We start from the raw sequence: 20,681 nt of genomic DNA, 5'->3' as shown, positions 1-20,681 counted from the left end.
ATTAAGATGCAGTATTGAGTGCTTTATGGCGCAATAGCGACCAGTAAGCGGTTGCAAAATAAATAATGGTGCAAATAAAACATGCAATTTCAAACTGAGATTTATTTCCTGCGTAAATGCTCATGCTGTCACTAAAAAACATTACTTGGCTGGCAAAGCCAAAAATAATAAGTAACGAAACAGTCGACACGCCATTTAACACTTTGGTTAGCATTGAGTTATCAACAACCGGAGCTTGAACGTTTTCTGCAAGTCCTGCTTGGTACTCTTTAATGTCTTGCTGCTCTTGCTCTTCTGCTGCAATTTCTTTGCTGTAGTCTTCACCTGCGCCGTATTTTTTAGCCAGTAGGGTGTAAATAACAATGGTGAAAATCCAAGTAGGAATAAATAAGTAGTAAAACGACATTACATCAATCGCATTTAAACCAAAGCCAAACACAAGTGCTAATGCCCAAGAGGCAATGGCTGGTACGCTACGTGTAATGTTTTTGTATTTAGCCCAGTAGCGGGTTAAACCAATTTTAGGAAATAAAACATGCTCGGCAAATACAATGCCGCCAACAGGTACTACTAATAAGCCTGCGTAAGTTAAAAGCGGTAACATTTGCGAAAATACAAACGGGAAACACGCAATTATAACGGTTACAACACCGACAATTGCGGTAGTGCGCTCGCGCGATTGGTCAACAAAAATAGATTGTGCTGCAAGGCCTGCGCGGTAAAGGTTGGCGTTAGCTGTAGTCCAGCCCGCAATAATTACAATAACAAAGCCTGTCCAGCCTAATGCGTGGTAAGCAACGTCACCTGGGTCAAGTGATGAAATAGTTGTTTTAAGTAATACCGCAACACCTGCGCCCATAATACCAGCCGAGATCCATGCTAAGTAATGGCCAAAAAACATACCTACGCCTGAAAACAAACCGTAGCTTTTGCGTTTAGCAAATCTAAAAATTGCCATATCAATTAAGCCAAAGTGGGTAATAGAGTTTGCAGCCCATGCAAAACCAATAACCTCTAATAAGCCAATACCTTTTTCGCCATCAGCGGTGGTACCGGTCCAAATAGAAGAATCCCCTATCGCCATAAAGTCATCAAACCCAGTTAGCGTGGTTACTCCTAATACATGATTAGAAAGTTCAGGGAACAAGGCAAACGAACCCGCTATAAAAATAACAAATAACCATGGCGCACAAATTTTAGAAAAATCAGCAACGGTTGAAAAACCATACATAGCCACAAATACAACAATAGAGCCAACCGATAAAACAATGGCCACAAATGCTAAGCTGTTAGGGTACCAATCGAGTTGCGCGGGTATATCAAACAAAAACCGCACTGCGGTTGCCGATACTGTGATCATGGCGGCGGATATCACACTAAATATGACCACGTTTGCCCAGTTATAGAGCTTGGTCATTGAGTTACCCGCAATTTTATTTAGGTAGTTGTATAAACTTAAGCGTGTTTCTACCGCAATTGGAGAGGTAATTAACCACCACGAACACATAGCTAATAGGTTACCAATTAATAAACCTAATAAAATGTCGATGGTCGATGCGCCTAATGCAACAAAGGTTGCACCAATAACAAACTCGGTTGCAGCAACGTGTTCACCAGCGTATAAACCGGCAAAGTGCTTCCAACCATGAAGCTTATGATTAGCAACGGGCAATTGCTCTTCGTTAACATCGTTAAATGTTTGTGTGTGTGGACTTGATGCCATGGTATTTTCCTATTGTTTTAAGCACAGCCCTAACTAACCTGAACTCTGGATAATAAATCTATCTCAAGCAGCTATTTCCAGCGCTAACTACGTTAAATTTACTTGCAATAGGCTAGCTATTGACGCGTAATTTCGCCTTGTTTTCACTGTAAATCTCTGGCTAGAGAAAATAAACATAGATATCACTTTTGATTTAATATGTTAGTAAATCTCTTAACCAAAGTTCAGGTTAACTATTAATTTAAATAAGTGTTTTTTATTTAAATTAATAGTGAGTAAATCACCGTGCCTTTTTATAATGCTACTACTATAACTACTTAATAATTAATGCATTTTTACGTTAAGCTTTGTCAGTGTCATAAAGCTCAACGTTGATATTCTATTACTGTGTTTGTAATGTTGGGTACTGCTTATAAAAGTCATCCCAATGCGTTAAATGCGCTACCTCTGGGTAAGCTTGGTGAACAAAGTTCACTGCATCTTGCATATGCCCACCCCCGCTGTAATGCAAAACCTGCATATTGGCGGCAAGTGCTGCGCACACGCCGGCTTTTGAATCTTCAATCACTAAACAATTTTGTGGCTTCACACCCATTTGCTTAGCGGCATGTAAAAATAAATCGGGCGCGGGCTTACCATTTTTTACCTCACTAGAGGTAAATACCTTATTAAAGTGCTGCGATAAATTAACCACATTAAGCGCTTTAGCGGTGCGTTTAGGGCTACTGCTTGTTGCAATGCAACAAGGTACAGATAGTTGCTCTAGCACGTGTTTAATGCCGTTAGTTGGCATTAATGCAGTTTCGAACTCGTTTAATAGTGCTTCTCGGTAATCGGCTTCAAAGCTCTCAGCTAAGGTCACGTTAAAGGTATCGAATAAGTTTTGGGTAACTGTTTTAAAATTACAGCCCAAAAAATATTGCTGTACATAGGCTCGGTCAATATTAACGTCAACCTCTGCAAGCATGTTTATTAACACTTGCGCGCTTAATATTTCGCTATCTATAACAACGCCATCACAATCAAAAATAACTAATTCTATTTTAGTATTCATATTGCCCCTTTTTATGCACCTAGTTTGGTGCAACCTTAACTTGAGCATAAGCCCAGCAAGTGAGCATATTCTCTTTATTGTTATAATAAGTCAACATCTTGTTAGTGAAAAACGCACCACAGTGGTGAATATTTATTCATTAAATATGAAATTGTCTGTATTTTCATTGATTTCAAAATTGCAATTACGACTAAGGTCGAACATTGCAAAACCGCTATTTAGAAAATAGAAGGCAGCACGCAAACAGCAATCTAAATTTGTGATTACTCCAATCTAAACAATCAATTTTACCGAACTTACTTTTGTTAATACACTCGTTAACAGTTAAACAGCCAGCAACACTGCCGGCACTTTTATACAGATGAGGTCGACAATGAATACTCAAAAAAACACGATTAATAATAAATCTACGTTAACGCTAAGCGCATTAGCTTTAGCAATGGCATTACCTGCAAGTGCCGCAACTACCCTTACTAAAGACAACGGCGCAGCTGTTGGCGACAACCAAAACTCGATTACCGCAGGTGAGCGCGGAAGTGTATTACTTGAAGACGTACACCTAATTCAAAAGCTACAACGTTTTGCACGTGAGCGTATTCCTGAGCGTGTAGTGCATGCGCGCGGTACAGGTGCACACGGTGTGTTTGTAGCGTCTAAAGAATTAGATGACTTAACAATTGCTGCACCGTTTGCAGAAGCGGGTAAAGAAACTGACGTATTTGTACGTTTTTCATCAGTAATTCACTCAAAAGGTAGCCCAGAAACACTGCGTGACCCACGTGGTTTTGCTACTAAGTTTTACACCGACCAAGGTAACTGGGATTTAGTAGGTAACAACTTACCGGTATTCTTTATTCGCGATGCGATTAAATTTCCAGACATGGTTCACTCGTTAAAACCATCACCGGTAGATAACATTCAAGATCCTAACCGCTTTTTTGACTTTTTCTCATACGAGCCAGGTTCTACTCACATGTTAACGTGGGTATACAGCGACTACGGTACACCAGCAAGCCTACGTAAAATGGACGGCTGGGGCGTACATGCTTACAAAATGATTAATAAGTCAGGCGATGTTAAATACGTTAAGTTTCACTGGGTAAGCCAACAAGGTATAGACAACCTTGATGCTAAAGAAGTAAACGAAGTGCAAGGTAAAGACTTCCAACACTTAACACGCGACCTATACAGCGAGATTGGTAAAGGTAACTTCCCTAAGTGGGATCTATACATTAAAACCCTTGATCCGTCGCAGTTAGATGACTTTGACTACAACCCATTAGATGCAACAAAAATGTGGTTAGACGTTAAAGAAACTAAAGTAGGAACAATGACCTTAAACCGTATGCCAACTAACTTCTTCCAATCTACAGAACAAGTTGCAATGGCACCGGCAAATGTAATTCCGGGTATTGAGCCATCTGAAGACAGACTATTACAAGGGCGTGTTTTCTCTTACGCCGATACGCAAATGTACCGCTTAGGTGCTAACCACCAACAATTGCCAATTAACCGTGCAAAAGTTGAAGTGGTTAACTACAACCAAGACGGCGCAATGAACTACGGTAATACAACAAGTAACGTGAACTACCAACCAAGTCACGAAAACGTTGCAGAAAACCCAATTGCACGCAGAAGTAACACAGAGCTAAAAGGCTACGTACAACAAGCAGCAATTAAAAAGCAGCAAAACTTTGCTCAAGCGGGTGTACTTTACCGCAGCTTTAGCAAGCAAGAGCGCACTAACTTAGTTAACAACTTAGCCGGCGATTTAGGCAAAGTGAAAGACAGCAAAGTTATGCACAAAATGCTTAGCCACTTCTACAAAGCAGATAGCGAATACGGTACACGCTTAACTAACGCTGTAAACGGCGACATGAAACAAGTTAAGCAACTAGCCGCTAAGCTTTAATATTTTACCCAACCTGTAAGTTATTGAGGAAAGCCTAGCTTTCCTCTTTTTTAAAAAGGTAAACAGTATGCGTAAATTACTTATTATATTTACTTTAGTGATGAGCTTTTCAGGCTTTGCCAATGAGCCACAAAGCCCTGTAACGGAACAAAGCACCGCCCAGTCGCAATACGACAGCTTACTTGCTTATTACTTTGCAGCCGCACGCACCGACGACACCGCCGTAATAACGCAATTTGTAGATGCTGGCATTCCTATTAATAGTTACAACAACAAAGGTTACACCGCGCTAATGATTGCCACCTACCACGGCAATAAAAATACGGTAAACACCTTATTGCAATTAGGCGCTAATGCCTGCCTTGAAGACAACCGCGGTAACACAGCCCTAATGGCTGCCATATTTAGAGGCGAATTTAGTATAGCTAAAACACTTGTAGGCCTTGATTGCGATAACGCACATCAAAACAAAGCCGGTCAAACAGCCGAACAATTTGCACAAAAATTTGGCCAACAAAAAGTGCTCGATTTATTAGCACAGGTAAACAGTAAATCTAATTAATCAACTTTTAATATACCCATTTGCCCGTTATTGTTAGTGACAATAAGGCTACATTAGCAGCCAATAACCAGGCTTTAGCAAAATAAGTAGTACCCTTTAGTTATTTAAACCTTCCTCTCGCCCCATTTCATCGGGGCGTGGTTTAATACCAACGCCAATAAATAGTTGATCTATTTTACCTGCTAAAACAACGCATTTCTTTGTTGTAATTAGCGTCAAGTGAGCAACTATTTACAGCAATTTACACCTAAACTGAATTGCTTATTCGACGTAAAATTTAGAACATATAATTGATAGGGTTGGTATAAACAATGCTTTCCCCTCTTGCCGAGACTGGTCTAACCAGATATTATTTTTACCTGTGTACTTTATATGGGAAATAATAATTCTAATGACCGCACCACACTTTGAGCACACCACTATTACCTGTAATAACAGGCAAACCCTAAGCGCCCGTGTATTTACACCCACCAGCCCTATTAAAGGTGCGGTGATGATTGCCCCTGCAACCGGTATAAAGCAGCAGTTTTATGCAAACTTTGCTACTTACTTACAGCAACATGGCTTTGGCGTTATTACGTTTGATAACAGTGGCATTGGCCAATCGCTTAACCGCAGTATTAAAAAAAGCAAAGCCAGTTTACAAAGTTGGGGTGAGCAAGACATGCCTGCGGTACTTGAGCATTTGCAAAGGGTATTTCCTAATACGCAATATCATTTAGTGGGTCATAGCGCCGGCGGGCAATTAGTGGGGCTAATGCATAACGCTAACGAGCTAAGCTCCGCGTTTAATTTTGCTTGCTCGTCAGGTAAATTAACTAATATGAGCTTAGTGTACCAGGTTAAAGCGCACTTTTTTATGAATGGAGTTATACCCCTTAGTAATGCCTTGTTTGGTCATACTAAATCGCAGTGGTTTGGCATGGGCGAACCCCTACCTAAAGGCGTAGCTAAACAATGGCGAAAATGGTGTAACGCCCAAGGGTATGTGCAATCAGCATTTGGTGATACCGTATTTCAACACTGTTACAACACGCTTTCTATGCCCTCAATATGGGTTAATGCTACCGATGACGATATTGCTAACAATGCAAATGTTGCCGATATGCTCTCGGTTTTTCCTAAATTAAAAGCACAAACCCTAACCTTAAACCCACACGACTATGGTTTGAAGGAAATTGGCCATATGAAATTTTTTAGCAAAAAATCTGACGGATTATGGCCACTTGCGCTTAACTGGCTAAACAAACACAGTTAAAAAAGGATGCGTTTACACCGTTAGTTTACGGCGTTAATTTGCTTTTTAACTGGTTTTTCACGCGTTACGAAATAGCATACGAGTGAGCCGCCAGTTACCATTATTACTCCTTGCCAAAACGAGGCACTGAGGGTAATTGATAAATAAAGCGCCGAAATAATCGCCGAAAAAACCGGCGTAAAATACGAAAGCGTACCAAGCAACATTAAGTTACCGCCAATAATAGCTTGGTTCCAAAGAGCATACCCGCTGCCAACAACCACACCAGCTAACACAAGCGTTACGGTCGCGTGCAGTGTAAAGGTCATTTTTGGCTCGTCACTTAATCCATACAACACCCATAAGCTTAGTGCCGTGGCGATAAAAAACAGCACAATGGCATTTTGCCCATTGCTATTTTTTTGAGTAATTACACAGTAAACAGACCAAATAAAAGGTGCTACAAACGCCAACAAGTAAGCCGTTGGGTTACTGGCAAAATTACCCATAATACTGTTAAGAGATAACCCGCTATCGCCACCAACGCACCAAGCCACACCAAAAAAAGCGAGCAGCATACCGGGGTAAATCCAAATACTTACTTTACTACGGTTAACTATAATACTGAGCAAAATGGTAAGTGTGGGCCATAAATAATTTATAACCGCCATTTCTACCGCTTGGTGGCGATTATTAGCAAGCCCTACAAACAGCGCTAAACACACCTCGTAAAGTGCAAATAAAGCAGTGCCCCAAATAATATAACGCTTATTAAACCCAGCAAACTTGGGCCGTCCCATTACCAAAATTAAAAACAGCGCGCTTACACTGTACATAAGTGCCGCCCCACCTATGGGGCCAAATAACTCCGAAACATCCCTGAGCAGAGCCACTAAACAACTCCATAATAAAATAGCGGCAATGCCATAAAGCGTGTATTTATGATTAGAAAAAAAGTCCATTAACTACCTAAAAGTACTACTTATGTTTGACGTTACGCTAACAGTAATTAATGGGTTAAACAATTGTTGCTCATCATTTATTGTTATAAAGATGTTTTTGGCCTGCACTTAAGTGTTTGACCTTTTGGTCAGTAAAGTTACAATCATTCAACACGTTAAAAACAGCATCGCCATAATGAGCACACAAACAAAGCCAAATAAAAAAGAACTCACCCGAGTAAAAAACCAAACATTAATACTCGATGCCGCCGAGCAGTTGTTTTCTCAGCTTGGTTACGATGGCACCAGTATGAGTATGGTTGCCAAAGAAGCAGGCGTTCCTAAGGCCAATATTTTATATTATTTTAAAAGCAAAGACGGCCTATACGAAAACGTAATAGACCGCATTATCGCGCACTGGAACTTAGGCTTAGATAACGTAACCCCTGAGGACGACCCTGCACATGTGTTGTATCACTATATTAAAAGCAAAGTAATACTTGCCGTAAACCAGCCGCTGCAATCACGTTTATTTGCCAGTGAAATACTGCGCGGCGCTCCTTATTTGCAAAACTACTTTAGAACCAACACACGCCCGTGGGTAAAACAAAAGGTAGACGTGTTTCAGGCCTGGATAGATGCAAACAAAATGGATAATGTTGACCCTTACCATTTATTATTTACCATTTGGTCAACTACGCAGTACTACGCCGATTTTCAGGCCGAAGTGCTACTGGTAATGAACAAATTAGAATACGACGAAACCGATGTGGCACAAATAACGCAATCAACTGCCCACATAATTTTAAAAGGTATTGGTTTAAAAATACCTGAGCACAGTGAGGCTTAACCCATGGATAATTTTACCACCCCAGACTTATTTGACGATCACCGCAATAGCGTACAAGTCGCCGACAGCGGCCTGCGCCACTTTGGAAAAAAAACCACGTTTAGTGGCCAAGCAGTTACCGTTACCTGCCCAGACGATAACTCGTTTGCCGCTGACATACTGCATGAAAACGGCAAGGGTAAAGTACTGGTTATTGATGGCTTTGCTAGCAAACGCTTTGCTTTTATAGGCGATATTATGGCGGAGCGCGCGTTAAAAAACGGCTGGGAAGGCGTGATTATTAACGGCTGTTGCCGCGATATTGAAATACTTGCCACAATGGATTTGCCGGTTATGGCACTTGGCTCAACCCCGCGCAGTACATTAAAGCGTGGCTTTGGAGATAAAAATCAAACAGTGACCATGCTTAGTACCACAATTAACCCTAACGATTGGCTATACGCCGATGTAAATGGCTTAATTATTAGCCCTAACGCATTACTATAAACGCCACACTTGCAACCAAGTTGGTGCAATCACGCACCAACTTGGTGTGTTTTCACCTCTAGATTACACCTTCTTTAATACTTATATTTTTATAAATATCTGCTAAACCCCATACAAACCAAACAAAACCTGACCGAGCGGACAACTTTATTGCATTTGGCATTGCTTTTGCTTAGCTTTTAGGCAATATAATAGCTAACAGATTAAAAGGCGGATCAGGCTCTGTAAAACAAAAATAAGATGTTACGCAGTGGGCTGAAAAATAATAATAACTAATTCGTCTTTTTAATCACCCTAAATCTGATTATAACCAGTTGGTCAGATTTACTTTATAACGAGTGGTGATATGAGTACCAAAACACATAATAATTTTACCGGTATTTTTTGTGACCATGGCCCTAACGCATGGCAAACACAAACCCACGGCACACTTGTAAATAAGCGTCTTGCAGTAAAAGATGTATTTGCAGTTAAAGGCGAGCGCAACAGCGCAGGTAACCCAAGCTGGTTTAAAGCAGCAAAGCCTGCACAGCAAACAGCAAGTGCCGTAAACAAACTAATGAATGAGGGTTGTCGCTTTACAGGCTTTACCCATACCGATGAGCTGGCCTACAGCTTAGAGGGCAATAACATTCACTATGGTGCAGCACAAAACCCAAAACTTAAAGGCCATGCAAGTGGCGGCTCAAGTATGGGCTCGGCTGCAGCTGTAGCGGCTAACTTAGCCGATATTGGCTTAGGCACTGATACTGGTGGCTCTATTAGAATACCGGCAAGTTATTGTGGGTTATTTGGTATAAGGCCAAGCCATAACGTAATTGAAAAAGATGGCCTAATTCCGCTAGCGTCCCCATTTGATACCATTGGCTGGCTTACGCAAAATGCAGAGCTGCTAAGCGATGTAGGCAATGTACTGTTACCAAATCAAGCTATTAATAACGTTGATACCTTAGTTATTTGCGAGCCATTATTTGAGCTGGTTAACCCTGCTTTACAAGCCCCACTTAAACAATTGCTTGAAAAAACCAAACCTTATTTTAAACACCATAAAGAATTTGAACTGCCTAACAGCAGCTTATTAAGCGAACTGGCTGACAGCTTTAGAATACTGCAAGGGCGAGCAATCGCAAAAACGCATAAAGATTGGCTTCAATTGCCAGGGCAACTTCCCCAGTTTGCTCCGGCAATTGCGGCACGTTTTAACATGGCGCTTGCCCTAACCGCTCAAGAAGAGCAAGAAGCACTAAATGTACAAACCCAATGGCAAACACTAATCGCTAAAAACCTAAACACAAACAGTTGTTTATTTTTGCCAACCACACCCACAACTGCACCTAAATTGGGCGCCGACACAAGCGCCTTACGCATGCAAATAATCACCTTATCGGCCATTGCGGGCTTGAGCCGCTCGGCGCAAGTACACTTACCATTGGCTAATTTAGAAAATGGCCACCCGTATGGGTTTTCATTAATGATGAGCCACGGCAACGATAAAAGCCTACTTGCCTGCGTACAACAATTAGCTGCCCACTTTAAACAGGACACACTTGCATGAGCACAAACAACATTGCCTTTACTGCCCCGCATTTTGCAGCAACCGAGGCAGGCACCTTAATACTAAAACAAGGCGGTACAGCCACCGAAGCCATGGTAGCGGCAGCGGCTGCGATTAGCGTGGTATATCCGCATATGAACTCAATTGGCGGCGACAGTTTTTGGCTTATTGATAACCCAAACCAAAGTATACCCACTGCCATTGATGCCTGCGGGCGCGCACCAAACGATATAAGCGCCTATAGCAATGAGCCACACATACCAGAGCGCGGCGGTTTAAGCGCGCTTACTCAGGCTGCAACACTTCGCGGCTGGCAAAAAGCCCTTGCGGTAGATGAGCACGCAGCTCTTTCACTAAGTACTATTTTAGCCCCAGCCATAAAGCTCGCGCGCGAAGGCTTTACAGTATCTAAAAGCTTGCAAGCAGGCTGCGAAAAGCTTGCTACCGCTTCAAACACTAACGCTGCCTTTAAAGAACTTTACATACCTAATGGTAAACCGTTGCAAGCGGGCCAACATTTTAAAAACCCAAAACTTGCCAGTACCTTTGAGCACTTAGCCGAGCATGGCTTAAACGCCTTTTACCAAGGCCCTTTAGCAGAGTCGTTTGCAAACGATTTAGCTGCCGCAGGCAGTGCAATTACACGCGCTGATATTGCCAATACGCAGGCCGATTTAGTAACGCCGCTCAGTGCTAATTTATCGGGCATACAGTGTTATAACTTATCCGCCCCCACGCAAGGCGTGCATTCTCTGCAAATAATTGGCGCTGTTAATAAACTAAAACATTTAGCCAAAACAGAGGCCGATTGGATGCACTTAATTGTTGAGGCAACTAAACAAAGCTTTACTCACCGCCCTACACTTTGGGCAGACCCAGAGGCGCTTGGCGATGATTATAAAAACGCATTAACTGATGAGCGCTTAAATGCGCTTGCCGGCAATATAGACATGAGCCAAGCCAAGCAATGGCCATTTAATGCAGAGCCAGGCGATACCGTTTGGATGGCCGCACGGGATAAAAACGGCCAACTAGTGAGCTTTATTCAAAGTGTTTACTGGGAATTTGGCAGCGGCATTTTGATGAGCGAAGGCGGCTTTGTGTGGAATAACCGCGGTTTAAGTTTTAGTTTAAATAGCAACGATGCAAATGCCTTAAAAGCGCATAAAAAACCGGCTCATACACTCAACCCTGCTTTAGCAAAATTTGACGATGGTAGGCGCCTTGCCTACGGCACCATGGGCGGCGAAGGCCAGCCACAAACACAAGCTGCTGTATTTAGTGGTTACGCATGGCGTAATAAATCAATTACCCAAGCAGTAAGCGATCCGCGTTGGTTATTAGGGCGCACCTGGGGCGATACAAGCACAAATTTAAAGGTAGAGCAAAGCTTAGTAATTCAAGTTAAACATGAATTAAATCAACGTGACCACGACTGGGTAAGCGTTGATAATAACAATGAAATGATGGGTCATGCAGGTGCCATTTTAGATACGCCTACCAGCCTTGAAGCAGCCACCGATCCTCGTTCAGATGGTCGCGCAACAGTAACTACAGCAGGAACACAATGACAGAAATAATAAATCAATGGCCGATTATAGCGGCCTTAATAGCAACCGGTATTTTTGCAGGTATTTTAGCAGGCCTATTTGGTGTAGGCGGCGGCATAGTAATTGTGCCTGTGCTGTACTTTTTACTGCAAGGCTTTGGCGTAAGCCCTGAGTCGGCCATGATGATAGCCACGGCTACATCGCTTGCCACCATAGTGCCTACTTCTATTTCGTCGATTCGCTCGCACCATGCCAAGGGCAATATCGACCTTGCTTTAATTAAATACTGGGCCCCGTTTATTTTGGTAATGGCCGTGATATGTAGCTACTTAGCTCATTCTATACGCGGTAATGCATTGGTACTTATGTTTGCCTGTATTGCCATTTTAGTAAGTTTAAACATGTTATTTAGAGCCGGCGCGCCTGCCCTTGTTAGTAAATTACCAGGTAAATTTGGCCAAGGCATTATGGCAAGTATTGTAGGTGGTTTATCGGTAATGATTGGCATAGGTGGCGGCACTATTGGCGTACCCATGCTAAACGCGTTTAACGTACGTGCTCATGTTGCCGTTGGCACCGCTGCTGTATTTGGCTTATTAATTGCGTTACCGGGCGTTATTACTTTATTAAGTATTGGTACTACACCCACCGATGCGCCGCTAGGCACGTGGGGCCTTGTAAACCTACCTGCTTTTATACTTATTATTCCGCTTACTATTTTGTTTGCCCCTATTGGCGTAAAAATTGGTAGCAAGCTAGATCAAAAACAATTAAAACGCGCCTTTGCCGTTGTATTAATGATAACGGGCATTCGTATGCTTATTCAGACTCTGGGAGCCTAAAACATGTTTAGCGACACGCAAATTCAAACTTTAAACCCGCCACAGCGATTACTCATGGGCCCAGGCCCAATAAACGCAGATCCACGCGTGCTACGTGCTATGTCGGCACAGCTAATTGGCCAATACGACCCAGTAATGACCGGTTTTATGAACGAAACCATGGCCCGCTATCGCGAAATTTTTAAAACCAAAAACGAATGGACCATGTTAGTTGATGGCACATCACGCGCAGGCATAGAAGCCGTTTTATGCTCTATTTTACGCCCAGGCGATAAAGTACTGGTGCCCATTATGGGCCGCTTTGGCCACTTGCTTGCTGAAATAGCCGAGCGCGTAGGCGCAAAAGTACACACCATAGAAGTCCCGTGGGGCGAGGTATTTACCCCCGAACAAATAGAAAAAGCCATTGTTGATGTAAAACCCCATGTACTTGCTATGGTACAGGGCGATACCTCAACAACCATGAACCAACCCCTTGAACACATTGGCGATATTTGCCAAAAGCACGACGTATTATTTTACTGCGATGCCACCGCTTCGATTGTAGGTAACGATTTACCCGCCGATGAGTGGAAACTCGATGCGCTTTCGGTTGGTTTGCAAAAATGTTTAGGTGGCCCGTCTGGCTCTGCCCCTTTAACACTGAGCGATAAATGCGCCGATTGGATCCAAAAACGCAAAAAAGTAGAAGCGGGTATTCGTACCGCGCAGCATACCGACGGCACCGAGCCATTTGTACGCTCAAACTATTTTGATTTAGGCATGATCATGAATTACTGGGGCGAAGAGCGCCTTAACCACCACACCGAAGCCACCAGCATGCTGTATTGCGCATCAGAATGTGCTCGCATTGTTATTGAAGAAGGCGTTGATAACTGCGTTGCCCGCCACAAGTTACACGGCGATGCCATGCTAACGGGTATTCAAGCGCTGGGCTTAAACGTATTTGGCGACTTAAACCATAAAATGAACAACGTAGTGGGTGTTTATATACCCGAGGGCATTAATGCTGACCACGTACGCGGACAAATGCTAACCGACTTTGGTATTGAAATTGGCACCTCGTTTGGGCCGCTGCATGGCAAAATTTGGCGTATTGGCACCATGGGTTACAACGCCCGTAAAGATGCCGTATTACAAACATTGGCAAGCCTAGATGCCTGCTTACACGCCAACGGCTATAAAGGCCCTAAAGGCGAAGCCGCTATTGCCGCCCTAGCCCATTATAAATAAAAAAAGGATTTAGCATGACGATTGCAAGCCCCCTCCATGAGCCATTATTAAACAGTGAGCTGGCTAATAAATTTGCCGCGCGCGCGTTATTGCGCTGTAAAACGCTCAGTGGACTATCGCAAATGCAAGGTGGCATTCACCGTGTTTATTTATCTAAAGAGCACAAAGAGTGTAACCGTGTAACTGCCGCGTGGATGGCTGAGGCGGGCATGCAATCGTGGCAAGACGAAGTCGGCAATTTATGGGGGCGCTTAGCATCATCTAACCCAAACGCTAAACGTTTAATTATTGGCTCACACCTAGACACCGTACCAAACGCCGGTGCATTTGATGGTATTTTAGGTGTGCTACTCGGTATTGAAATAGCCGACCTTGCACACACGCTTAAGCTTGATTTACCATTTCATTTAGATGTAGTGGGCTTTTGTGATGAAGAAGGCACTCGCTTTGCCACCACGTTAATTGGTTCAAAAGCACTGGCGAACGAGTTTGACCCCCAGTGGTTAAATATACAAGATACAAACGGCATTAGTATGCGCCAAGCCATGCTTGATTTTGGCCTAAACCCTGATGATTACGCTAAAGCCGCCCTTAACAAAAACGAATTACTCGGTTATTGGGAAACCCACATAGAGCAAGGCCCAGTGCTTGAATCGGTAAATCAGGCGCTAGGCGTAGTAACCGCTATTGCTGGCGCCAAACGCGCTATGATCACCCTATCAGGCCAAAGCGGCCATGCAGGCACTACGCCAATGAACTTACGCCAAGATTCGTTAGTTGGCTGCGCCGAGCTTACCCTTGCCATAGAGCAACTAGCAAAAAACGCGAGTAATGGTGAAGTAGCCACCGTAGGGCAAATTCATGCTCGCCCAGGCGCTACAAATGTTATTGCCGGTAAAACGACCATAAGCCTAGATGCACGCGCACAAAATGATGCCGACCTAGCAGTATTACTTAATGCAATACATACCCGCGCCGATCAAATTGCTACATCGCGTAATTTAACGCTTGATTGGCAATGGACACATGCGGCCGACGCCGTAGCGTGCGACACTCAAATTCAGCAATTGTTTAGCAGTGCCTGTAAATTGAATAACCAAGCCTCGCCTTCACTTGCCTCTGGCGCTGGGCACGATGCCATGGCTATTGCCCCTATTTGCCCTGTAGGCATGCTATTTATACGCAGCCCAGGCGGGATAAGCCATCACCCCGCAGAAGCTGTTATTGATGAGGATGTAACAAAAGCCCTTAGCGTAATGTACAGCGCACTCATGCTGTATGTAAAAGAGTTAGAAAAGTAACTAACGGTTGTGCATCCGCAGGGGAGGCTATGTGCTGTTAGCTTAGCCCTGCGTATTAAACGAGGCTGTGGTTATTAATTAAAGCCAGTATTTAAAGTCGGTGTTTAAAACTTAATTAAGGCTTAAACCAAGCTCATTTAAACTCGCTTCAAAGCGCTGCCATTTTCTATTTATTTTACGCTTAGCCGATGAGCTCACGTAATTACTAATAGGAAAAAACTCAGTATTACCAATATCATCAACAACAACACACCGCTCAATGGTGCCGTTATTATTAACACACGCTATATTGCGTGGTTTTATTTCTTTGGTGATCACTAAATTGTGTAATAAATAATCTTTTAAATTTAATAGTGGCTCGGCTAAGGTTTCACTATTTGGCTGATTTAAATAATGTTCCAACGTTTTAGCAGGCTGATTATTTGCATCAATTACTAGGTCAAACACGTACCCTGTACCAATATTGGTGTGTACCGTACCATGGTATCGCGCTAACAACTGCCACTGAATATTTCGGTTACTAAGTCGCTTATAATAAGCCAGCTCTTGATCTTGCTCCTGCGAAAACCCTTCATGGCTTACTTTTATACATAAATTATGTGCCTCAGGGTGCCTGTAACACGTTCTATGCGCCCCTTTACCTACAATTAAATCGTCTTTCAATGAGATCAAACCAATTTTCGTCCTAACGTAAATTTACAAATACCAATTCGCTTAATTAAGTAACCTATTTTGAGGATTGGTATAAAACGAGGTAAATAACACGCCTTAAAATTGCACGCTTAGTATTTACATCTATTAATGCAGCTTTTATTACTATGTCAGTAATAAAGTAGGTACATTCGTTAAATAAGCCGGCCATTTTAACTATAAATTAGGGTTTATCAAGGTAAATTAGCTACAGTTTGGATGTATTAGAAGCTAAGGTAGGTTTGCTTTTGTATTATTATTAAAACGAATATCAGGCTATTGAGATAAGGAAGAAGAACAAAAAATTTAGATTTGTTCGCGGTAGTTAACCAAGTCTTACAAATAAATATTTAGATAGTAGAAGCCCCGTTTTTACTATCTAAATACTCTGGTATATAGCTAAACTGACTTTGTATATTTGTATTCGCATGATACAACAGCTGCACATAAGCCACTAAAAGCTAAAATACAAACTGCAGAAACTGCACCCCAAATTGACATTATCATCACAGGTAAACCGGCATTTGGTGCAGACATAACTATTCCATTCCCTAAATCTTTAGGTGCGCCAAGGTTAGAAAAAACACCAAATAAACCAATGCAAATAGCTATAAAAAACAGTATATAACTCAAAAACCCAAGCACTCTAGAAGCGATAAGCAGGCCCTTAAGGTTTTCTGTTTTAATTGTTGAGTATGGGTAAAGTTTCATATTCATCCTTAATTTAATTACTTTTATTATTTTTCCTGATCGAATGTTTATTATTCACACAAGCAAACATAAAAACAAGTAGGAGCAACTTAAATTAGCTAAATTCACCAAGTAGTTAGCCAAGCATATTAAATTTATAACTAAGTATTAGATGTATATTGAAATAAGAGAATTGCTTTAGCTAACCTTCGCTAAAAACATTTATTTTGCAGTTTTTCGGGTGGCTACATAAAACTAATTATAGGGCCACCCGTTTTAATTTTTATAGTTACTCAATCGTTACCTTTGCATCACTTACCCATGTTTCGGTTATCGCCTCTTCGTTTTTATCAACCAAATACGCGCGAATACTTACGGGGTCGTTATTGCTCTGTTTGTAGTCAAATGCTAATCGCCATTGGTTGGTACCCACTATTGGGTAAGCACCAATTGGCTCCAGTATTTCGCCGTTACTGGCTTCAACAATAGGCTTTATGCCACTTTCTCTATCTAGGTCTTTAAACACTGGCCCTTCAAAATCAATCACCATTTTGTTTACGCCCTCAGGAATAGGCTGGCCAGGAATTCCGCCCTGCCCTTGGCGAGTATTAACAACACTTGCTAGGTTTTTTGATTTTGGATCGAGTGGACGCCACTCAATATCATAAGAAAAGGTAAACTCATCGCCTTTACGTACCTCTTTTTCAGGCACCCAATAGGCAACAATATTATCAAACGTTTCATCTTTAGTTGGGATTTCGATTAGCTGCACAGCGCCTCTCCCCCAATCGCCCGTAGGCTTGATCCACGCTGATGAACGCTTATTATAAAACACGCCGTCGTCTTGGTAGTTATTAAAGTCACGGTCTCTTTGAATTAAACCAAAGCCTTTAGGGTTCTCATCAATAAAGCTATTGGTCGACACCGACTGCGGATTATTTAACGGTCGCCAAATATACTGGCCCGACCCAGTATGAATCGCTAAGCCATCGCTGTCGTGAATTTCTGGGCGCCAGTCTTTCGCTACCGTTTTATCTTTTTCTGAGTACCAGTACATGCTGGTTAGCGGCGCTATACCTAAGCGCTCTACATCGGCGCGCATATACAAATTAGCACTTACAGAGGTAACATGCCCTTTGGCCTCTTTGTTGTCTTTACTCAAACCAAACCGATAAGCACCTGTAACAGAGGGCCCCTCAAGTAATGCCCACACAGACATGCTCTCACCTTTATTTTCGGCAGGGCCTAGCCAAAATGCCGAAAAGCGTGGAAATTCTTCTGGCTCACTCATACCGGTATTAATTGCAATACCGCGAGCCGACAACCCATATTGCCCCTGAGGGCCATCAGTTCTAAAATAAGACGCCCCCAAAAACGATATCCAATCTGGTTTTATATCGGGGCGCATAATTCTAAAGCCTGCAAACCCAAACCCTTCAGGCAGGTCGTGTGCTGGGCTGTCGTCAGGCATATCAAAAAGCGCATTACTAAAAGGCAGTTCTTTAACGTTGTTTTTATCATCTCTGATGAAAATACTTACCGGCTCAGGAAAATATCGCCCAGGGTAAAATAATTGTACCGGTGCCTTTTTGCCATTTGGGTAGAGGGTTTCATCTTCTTTAAAGCGTATTTTCCAATGTTCGTCATAGGTAATTTTATCAATAAGCTCAGGTGCTGGCACTTCCACAGGCGTATAGGGCTTTTTGGCAGAGGCTTTTGCCATTGCTTTTAAATCTTCAAAAGTAAACTTAGCACTTGCTTGTGCTTGCGCCGCGTGTAACGACACAGAGGAGGCAATAATAGCGGCAATAAATAACTTTAACTTCATAAAAAGTATCTCTAATAAAGGGAGTCTAAAAATAAGCGCCCACTACAAGCGCCTAACTTAAAATGCTTGTAAAGATATTACACACCGCAATATGAACTCGCGTTTACTAAAATAACGTTATTTGGCGAAGCTTCTATGCTTAGCTGTGTTTAGGGGAGATTGTGTTTGAATAGCTGCGTTTGAATAGTTGTGTTTGAATAGTTGTGTTTAATAAATACGGCTGATATAGCTTTTACTTAGTTAAAGCCAGTTAGTGCTTTAAAATCGAAATACTGATCTGTGCGTCGCTGCTACGCTTATTATAACTACCTGATTAATGCAGGCTTGTGAACAAGAACTGAGAAGTCGAGTAGCATATTCAATCCTTTTTTAGCTTATAACACCCACTTAAAAGTGTTAAGCGTGAGGAATTGCCATTACATTGGTTTGCTATGTATTAAAGGCCACCACATAAGTCTAAAAAATTTCCTGTCGAAAACGATGACTTTGCTGATGAAAGCCAATAAATAGCTTCAGCCACCTCCTCAGGTTCACCTCCACGCTTAAGAGGAATAAGCTCCTTTAACCTTTCTACTCTTTCAGGTTCACCACCATCAGCGTGCATTTGCGTATTAATTAGCCCAGGACGCACACAATTAACTCTAATTCCTTCACAAGCAACCTCTAGTGATAAACCTTTAGTGAGTGTATCTATAGCCCCTTTTGAGGCAGCATAATCAATATATTCATTCGGTGAACCTGAACGAGATGCCCCCGATGAAACATTTACAATAACACCACCTTTTCCGCCATGGCGTGTAGACATACGCTTTATGGCCTCTCGACAGCACAAGAAGTAACTAGTCACGTTGTTTGCTAAAATAGTATTAATTCTTTCAGCCGTTAAATCCTCCAAACGCGACTGCTTACGTAAAATACCAGCGTTATTAACAAGTACTGATAAAGGACCTAGCTCGGCATCAATTTTTTTAAACAGTCTTAGCACATCTTTCTCAACCGAAACATCTGCTTGGACTGTAATACAACGATTACCCGCAGCCCTAATATCGCTTGCGACAGCTTCGGCCGAAGCTAGATTAGACTTGTAATTGATACAAACGGCATACCCTTTTGATGCAAATAATTTAGATGTAGCAGCACCAATACCTCGACCTCCGCCCGTTATTAAAACCACTTTTGTGTTATTCATAAGTCATCCTTAAATAATGATGATGGAGGAATATGGAATGCATTACTAAACAATAAGTAGTTGGCATAAATTAGCAATACTTAGCAAGAAGCTGCATTTTGTGCACAAGTTTTCTTTATCCCTAACTCTTCGTGAAAATTCATTGTGACATTAAAAGTCAGTACAAAAATAATAAAACCTAACAACCAGAAATTAAGCTCTTTTAATTTAAACCTTCCACGCCAAAACGCTGTTACAAAAATGAAAAAATATCTTATAGTGAAAAGAAACGTGATAAAGAGAAACACAAAAATAATAATTCCAGCTGTACTCATAAGTCTCCAGAGCAACTAACGAGCTTGTAAATTAACTCGTTTTAAATTTATTTTTATTAATGAATCAACCATAGCCGAGTTCCTATTTTGGTTCAATCAGTTATAGATATTCCACATAAATATAAGAAGAGAATTTGCGGCTGTTTTAATGGACGTTTTAGAGGGAATTATAGGTGCTTGATTGGCGTATTTTGGTATAAATGGGCTCCCCTTTTTTTTAAATGAAACCAAACTTAATATGCCCGAGTCATTTACTTTTTTATAAAGTTGTTTGTCGCCTATCGGGCTATCCCTTATTACTTTTATCTTGTCAGTGTAGTTCAGCTTTTTACGTGATTCATTTTCATGAATTTAGCCAAACTGACAGCTATCAATAATAATTTACGTAAAAGTTGGAATGGGTGACATCTTAACTTTTCATCTTAACTCTTTCTGTAAGTTCAACTTATTCATGTCTTTATTGACCGTAACATTTCGCTTTTTACTGAAGGGGAAGCTAGCTATTATAGACAAATGTTTACCATTCTTTAATCAAAACTGCTGATGCCTATTGAGCTGACTATTTTAAACTTTCATCTTATCAACAGAGCTCAGTTTCTTGCGTGATTCATATTTTTTAACCTCGCTAAATACTATGCTTTAATTGAGCCAGATTCAAGGTCGAAGTGCACCACCTTTACTAAACTATAAGTTCAGGAGGTGTGCCATGGGTACCCAATATTCA

The 20,681-nt window shown here is 41.8% G+C and carries 19 protein-coding genes; 10 read left to right on the top strand and 9 right to left on the bottom strand.

Annotated features, from left to right (window positions below):
• Position 1: 1 nt before the first annotated feature.
• The gene (locus tag MTN96_RS30195; protein WP_029772305.1) at positions 2-1,723 is read right to left on the bottom strand and encodes a cytosine permease; all 1,722 of its coding nucleotides are present in this window, start codon (positions 1,721-1,723) and stop codon (positions 2-4) included.
• A 382-nt stretch (positions 1,724-2,105) separates the two neighbouring features.
• On the bottom strand, positions 2,106-2,777 hold the full coding sequence (locus tag MTN96_RS30190) for an HAD family phosphatase (RefSeq protein ID WP_248533872.1): 672 nt from the start codon (positions 2,775-2,777) through the stop codon (positions 2,106-2,108).
• A 373-nt stretch (positions 2,778-3,150) separates the two neighbouring features.
• Here MTN96_RS30190 and MTN96_RS30185 point away from each other — a divergent pair, with 373 nt between their 5' ends.
• Both MTN96_RS30185 and MTN96_RS30180 read left to right on the top strand, forming a co-directional pair.
• Positions 3,151-4,689 (top strand): catalase, encoded by a 1,539-nt coding sequence (locus MTN96_RS30185; protein ID WP_004587093.1) that lies wholly within the window; start codon positions 3,151-3,153, stop codon positions 4,687-4,689.
• Between the two features lie 100 nt (positions 4,690-4,789).
• Positions 4,790-5,251 carry an ankyrin repeat domain-containing protein gene (locus tag MTN96_RS30180; RefSeq protein WP_374276184.1) on the top strand — a complete coding sequence of 154 codons (462 nt, stop codon included), beginning with the start codon at positions 4,790-4,792 and terminating at the stop codon, positions 5,249-5,251.
• Between the two features lie 96 nt (positions 5,252-5,347).
• Here the strand turns inward: MTN96_RS30180 and MTN96_RS37080 are convergent, their stop codons facing one another.
• Complete coding sequence (locus tag MTN96_RS37080; RefSeq protein WP_282452136.1) at positions 5,348-5,470, bottom strand: hypothetical protein; 123 nt, start codon at positions 5,468-5,470, stop codon at positions 5,348-5,350.
• A 172-nt stretch (positions 5,471-5,642) separates the two neighbouring features.
• Between MTN96_RS37080 and MTN96_RS30175 the strand changes: the two genes are divergently transcribed.
• On the top strand, positions 5,643-6,509 hold the full coding sequence (locus tag MTN96_RS30175; RefSeq protein WP_126009277.1) for an alpha/beta fold hydrolase: 867 nt from the start codon (positions 5,643-5,645) through the stop codon (positions 6,507-6,509).
• A gap of 20 nt (positions 6,510-6,529) precedes the next feature.
• On the opposite strand, the gene yddG is transcribed toward MTN96_RS30175, so the two are convergent.
• Positions 6,530-7,450 (bottom strand): aromatic amino acid DMT transporter YddG, encoded by a 921-nt coding sequence (yddG, locus tag MTN96_RS30170; RefSeq protein ID WP_126009279.1) that lies wholly within the window; start codon positions 7,448-7,450, stop codon positions 6,530-6,532.
• A gap of 175 nt (positions 7,451-7,625) precedes the next feature.
• Between yddG and MTN96_RS30165 the strand changes: the two genes are divergently transcribed.
• The 7 genes from MTN96_RS30165 to MTN96_RS30135 all read left to right on the top strand — a co-directional run bounded on the left by MTN96_RS30165 (position 7,626) and on the right by MTN96_RS30135 (position 15,246).
• Positions 7,626-8,279 carry a TetR/AcrR family transcriptional regulator gene (locus tag MTN96_RS30165; protein WP_024032802.1) on the top strand — a complete coding sequence of 218 codons (654 nt, stop codon included), beginning with the start codon at positions 7,626-7,628 and terminating at the stop codon, positions 8,277-8,279.
• Positions 8,280-8,282: 3 nt separating this feature from the next.
• Positions 8,283-8,765 carry a putative 4-hydroxy-4-methyl-2-oxoglutarate aldolase gene (locus tag MTN96_RS30160; RefSeq protein ID WP_054981718.1) on the top strand — a complete coding sequence of 161 codons (483 nt, stop codon included), beginning with the start codon at positions 8,283-8,285 and terminating at the stop codon, positions 8,763-8,765.
• 346 nt (positions 8,766-9,111) lie between these two features.
• The gene (locus MTN96_RS30155) at positions 9,112-10,320 is read left to right on the top strand and encodes an amidase family protein (protein ID WP_248533870.1); all 1,209 of its coding nucleotides are present in this window, start codon (positions 9,112-9,114) and stop codon (positions 10,318-10,320) included.
• Positions 10,317-11,891 carry a gamma-glutamyltransferase family protein gene (locus MTN96_RS30150; RefSeq protein WP_248533868.1) on the top strand — a complete coding sequence of 525 codons (1,575 nt, stop codon included), beginning with the start codon at positions 10,317-10,319 and terminating at the stop codon, positions 11,889-11,891. The genes MTN96_RS30155 and MTN96_RS30150 overlap by 4 nt, the downstream gene beginning before the upstream one ends.
• Positions 11,888-12,712 carry a sulfite exporter TauE/SafE family protein gene (locus MTN96_RS30145; protein WP_004587085.1) on the top strand — a complete coding sequence of 275 codons (825 nt, stop codon included), beginning with the start codon at positions 11,888-11,890 and terminating at the stop codon, positions 12,710-12,712. The genes MTN96_RS30150 and MTN96_RS30145 overlap by 4 nt, the downstream gene beginning before the upstream one ends.
• A 3-nt stretch (positions 12,713-12,715) precedes the next feature.
• Positions 12,716-13,945: an alanine--glyoxylate aminotransferase family protein gene (locus tag MTN96_RS30140; RefSeq protein ID WP_004587084.1), complete on the top strand. Its 1,230-nt coding sequence runs from the start codon at positions 12,716-12,718 to the stop codon at positions 13,943-13,945.
• Positions 13,946-13,959: 14 nt separating this feature from the next.
• The gene (locus MTN96_RS30135; RefSeq protein WP_248533866.1) at positions 13,960-15,246 is read left to right on the top strand and encodes an allantoate amidohydrolase; all 1,287 of its coding nucleotides are present in this window, start codon (positions 13,960-13,962) and stop codon (positions 15,244-15,246) included.
• A 111-nt stretch (positions 15,247-15,357) separates the two neighbouring features.
• On the opposite strand, the gene MTN96_RS30130 is transcribed toward MTN96_RS30135, so the two are convergent.
• The 5 genes from MTN96_RS30130 to MTN96_RS30110 all read right to left on the bottom strand — a co-directional run bounded on the left by MTN96_RS30130 (position 15,358) and on the right by MTN96_RS30110 (position 19,957).
• Complete coding sequence (locus MTN96_RS30130) at positions 15,358-15,918, bottom strand: YrbL family protein (protein ID WP_248533864.1); 561 nt, start codon at positions 15,916-15,918, stop codon at positions 15,358-15,360.
• A 417-nt stretch (positions 15,919-16,335) separates the two neighbouring features.
• Positions 16,336-16,647: a hypothetical protein gene (locus MTN96_RS30125; protein ID WP_004587081.1), complete on the bottom strand. Its 312-nt coding sequence runs from the start codon at positions 16,645-16,647 to the stop codon at positions 16,336-16,338.
• A 268-nt stretch (positions 16,648-16,915) separates the two neighbouring features.
• Positions 16,916-18,454 carry a glucan biosynthesis protein gene (locus MTN96_RS30120; protein ID WP_248533862.1) on the bottom strand — a complete coding sequence of 513 codons (1,539 nt, stop codon included), beginning with the start codon at positions 18,452-18,454 and terminating at the stop codon, positions 16,916-16,918.
• Positions 18,455-18,890: 436 nt separating this feature from the next.
• Positions 18,891-19,643 (bottom strand): SDR family oxidoreductase, encoded by a 753-nt coding sequence (locus tag MTN96_RS30115; protein ID WP_248461820.1) that lies wholly within the window; start codon positions 19,641-19,643, stop codon positions 18,891-18,893.
• A gap of 80 nt (positions 19,644-19,723) precedes the next feature.
• Complete coding sequence (locus MTN96_RS30110) at positions 19,724-19,957, bottom strand: hypothetical protein (protein WP_029774363.1); 234 nt, start codon at positions 19,955-19,957, stop codon at positions 19,724-19,726.
• Positions 19,958-20,681: the final 724 nt, after the last annotated feature.

It is taken from the genome of Pseudoalteromonas sp. 2CM28B (assembly GCF_023161935.1).
The sequence above is the reverse complement of the archived record's forward strand: the minus strand, read 5'-3'. Positions and strand labels throughout refer to the sequence as shown.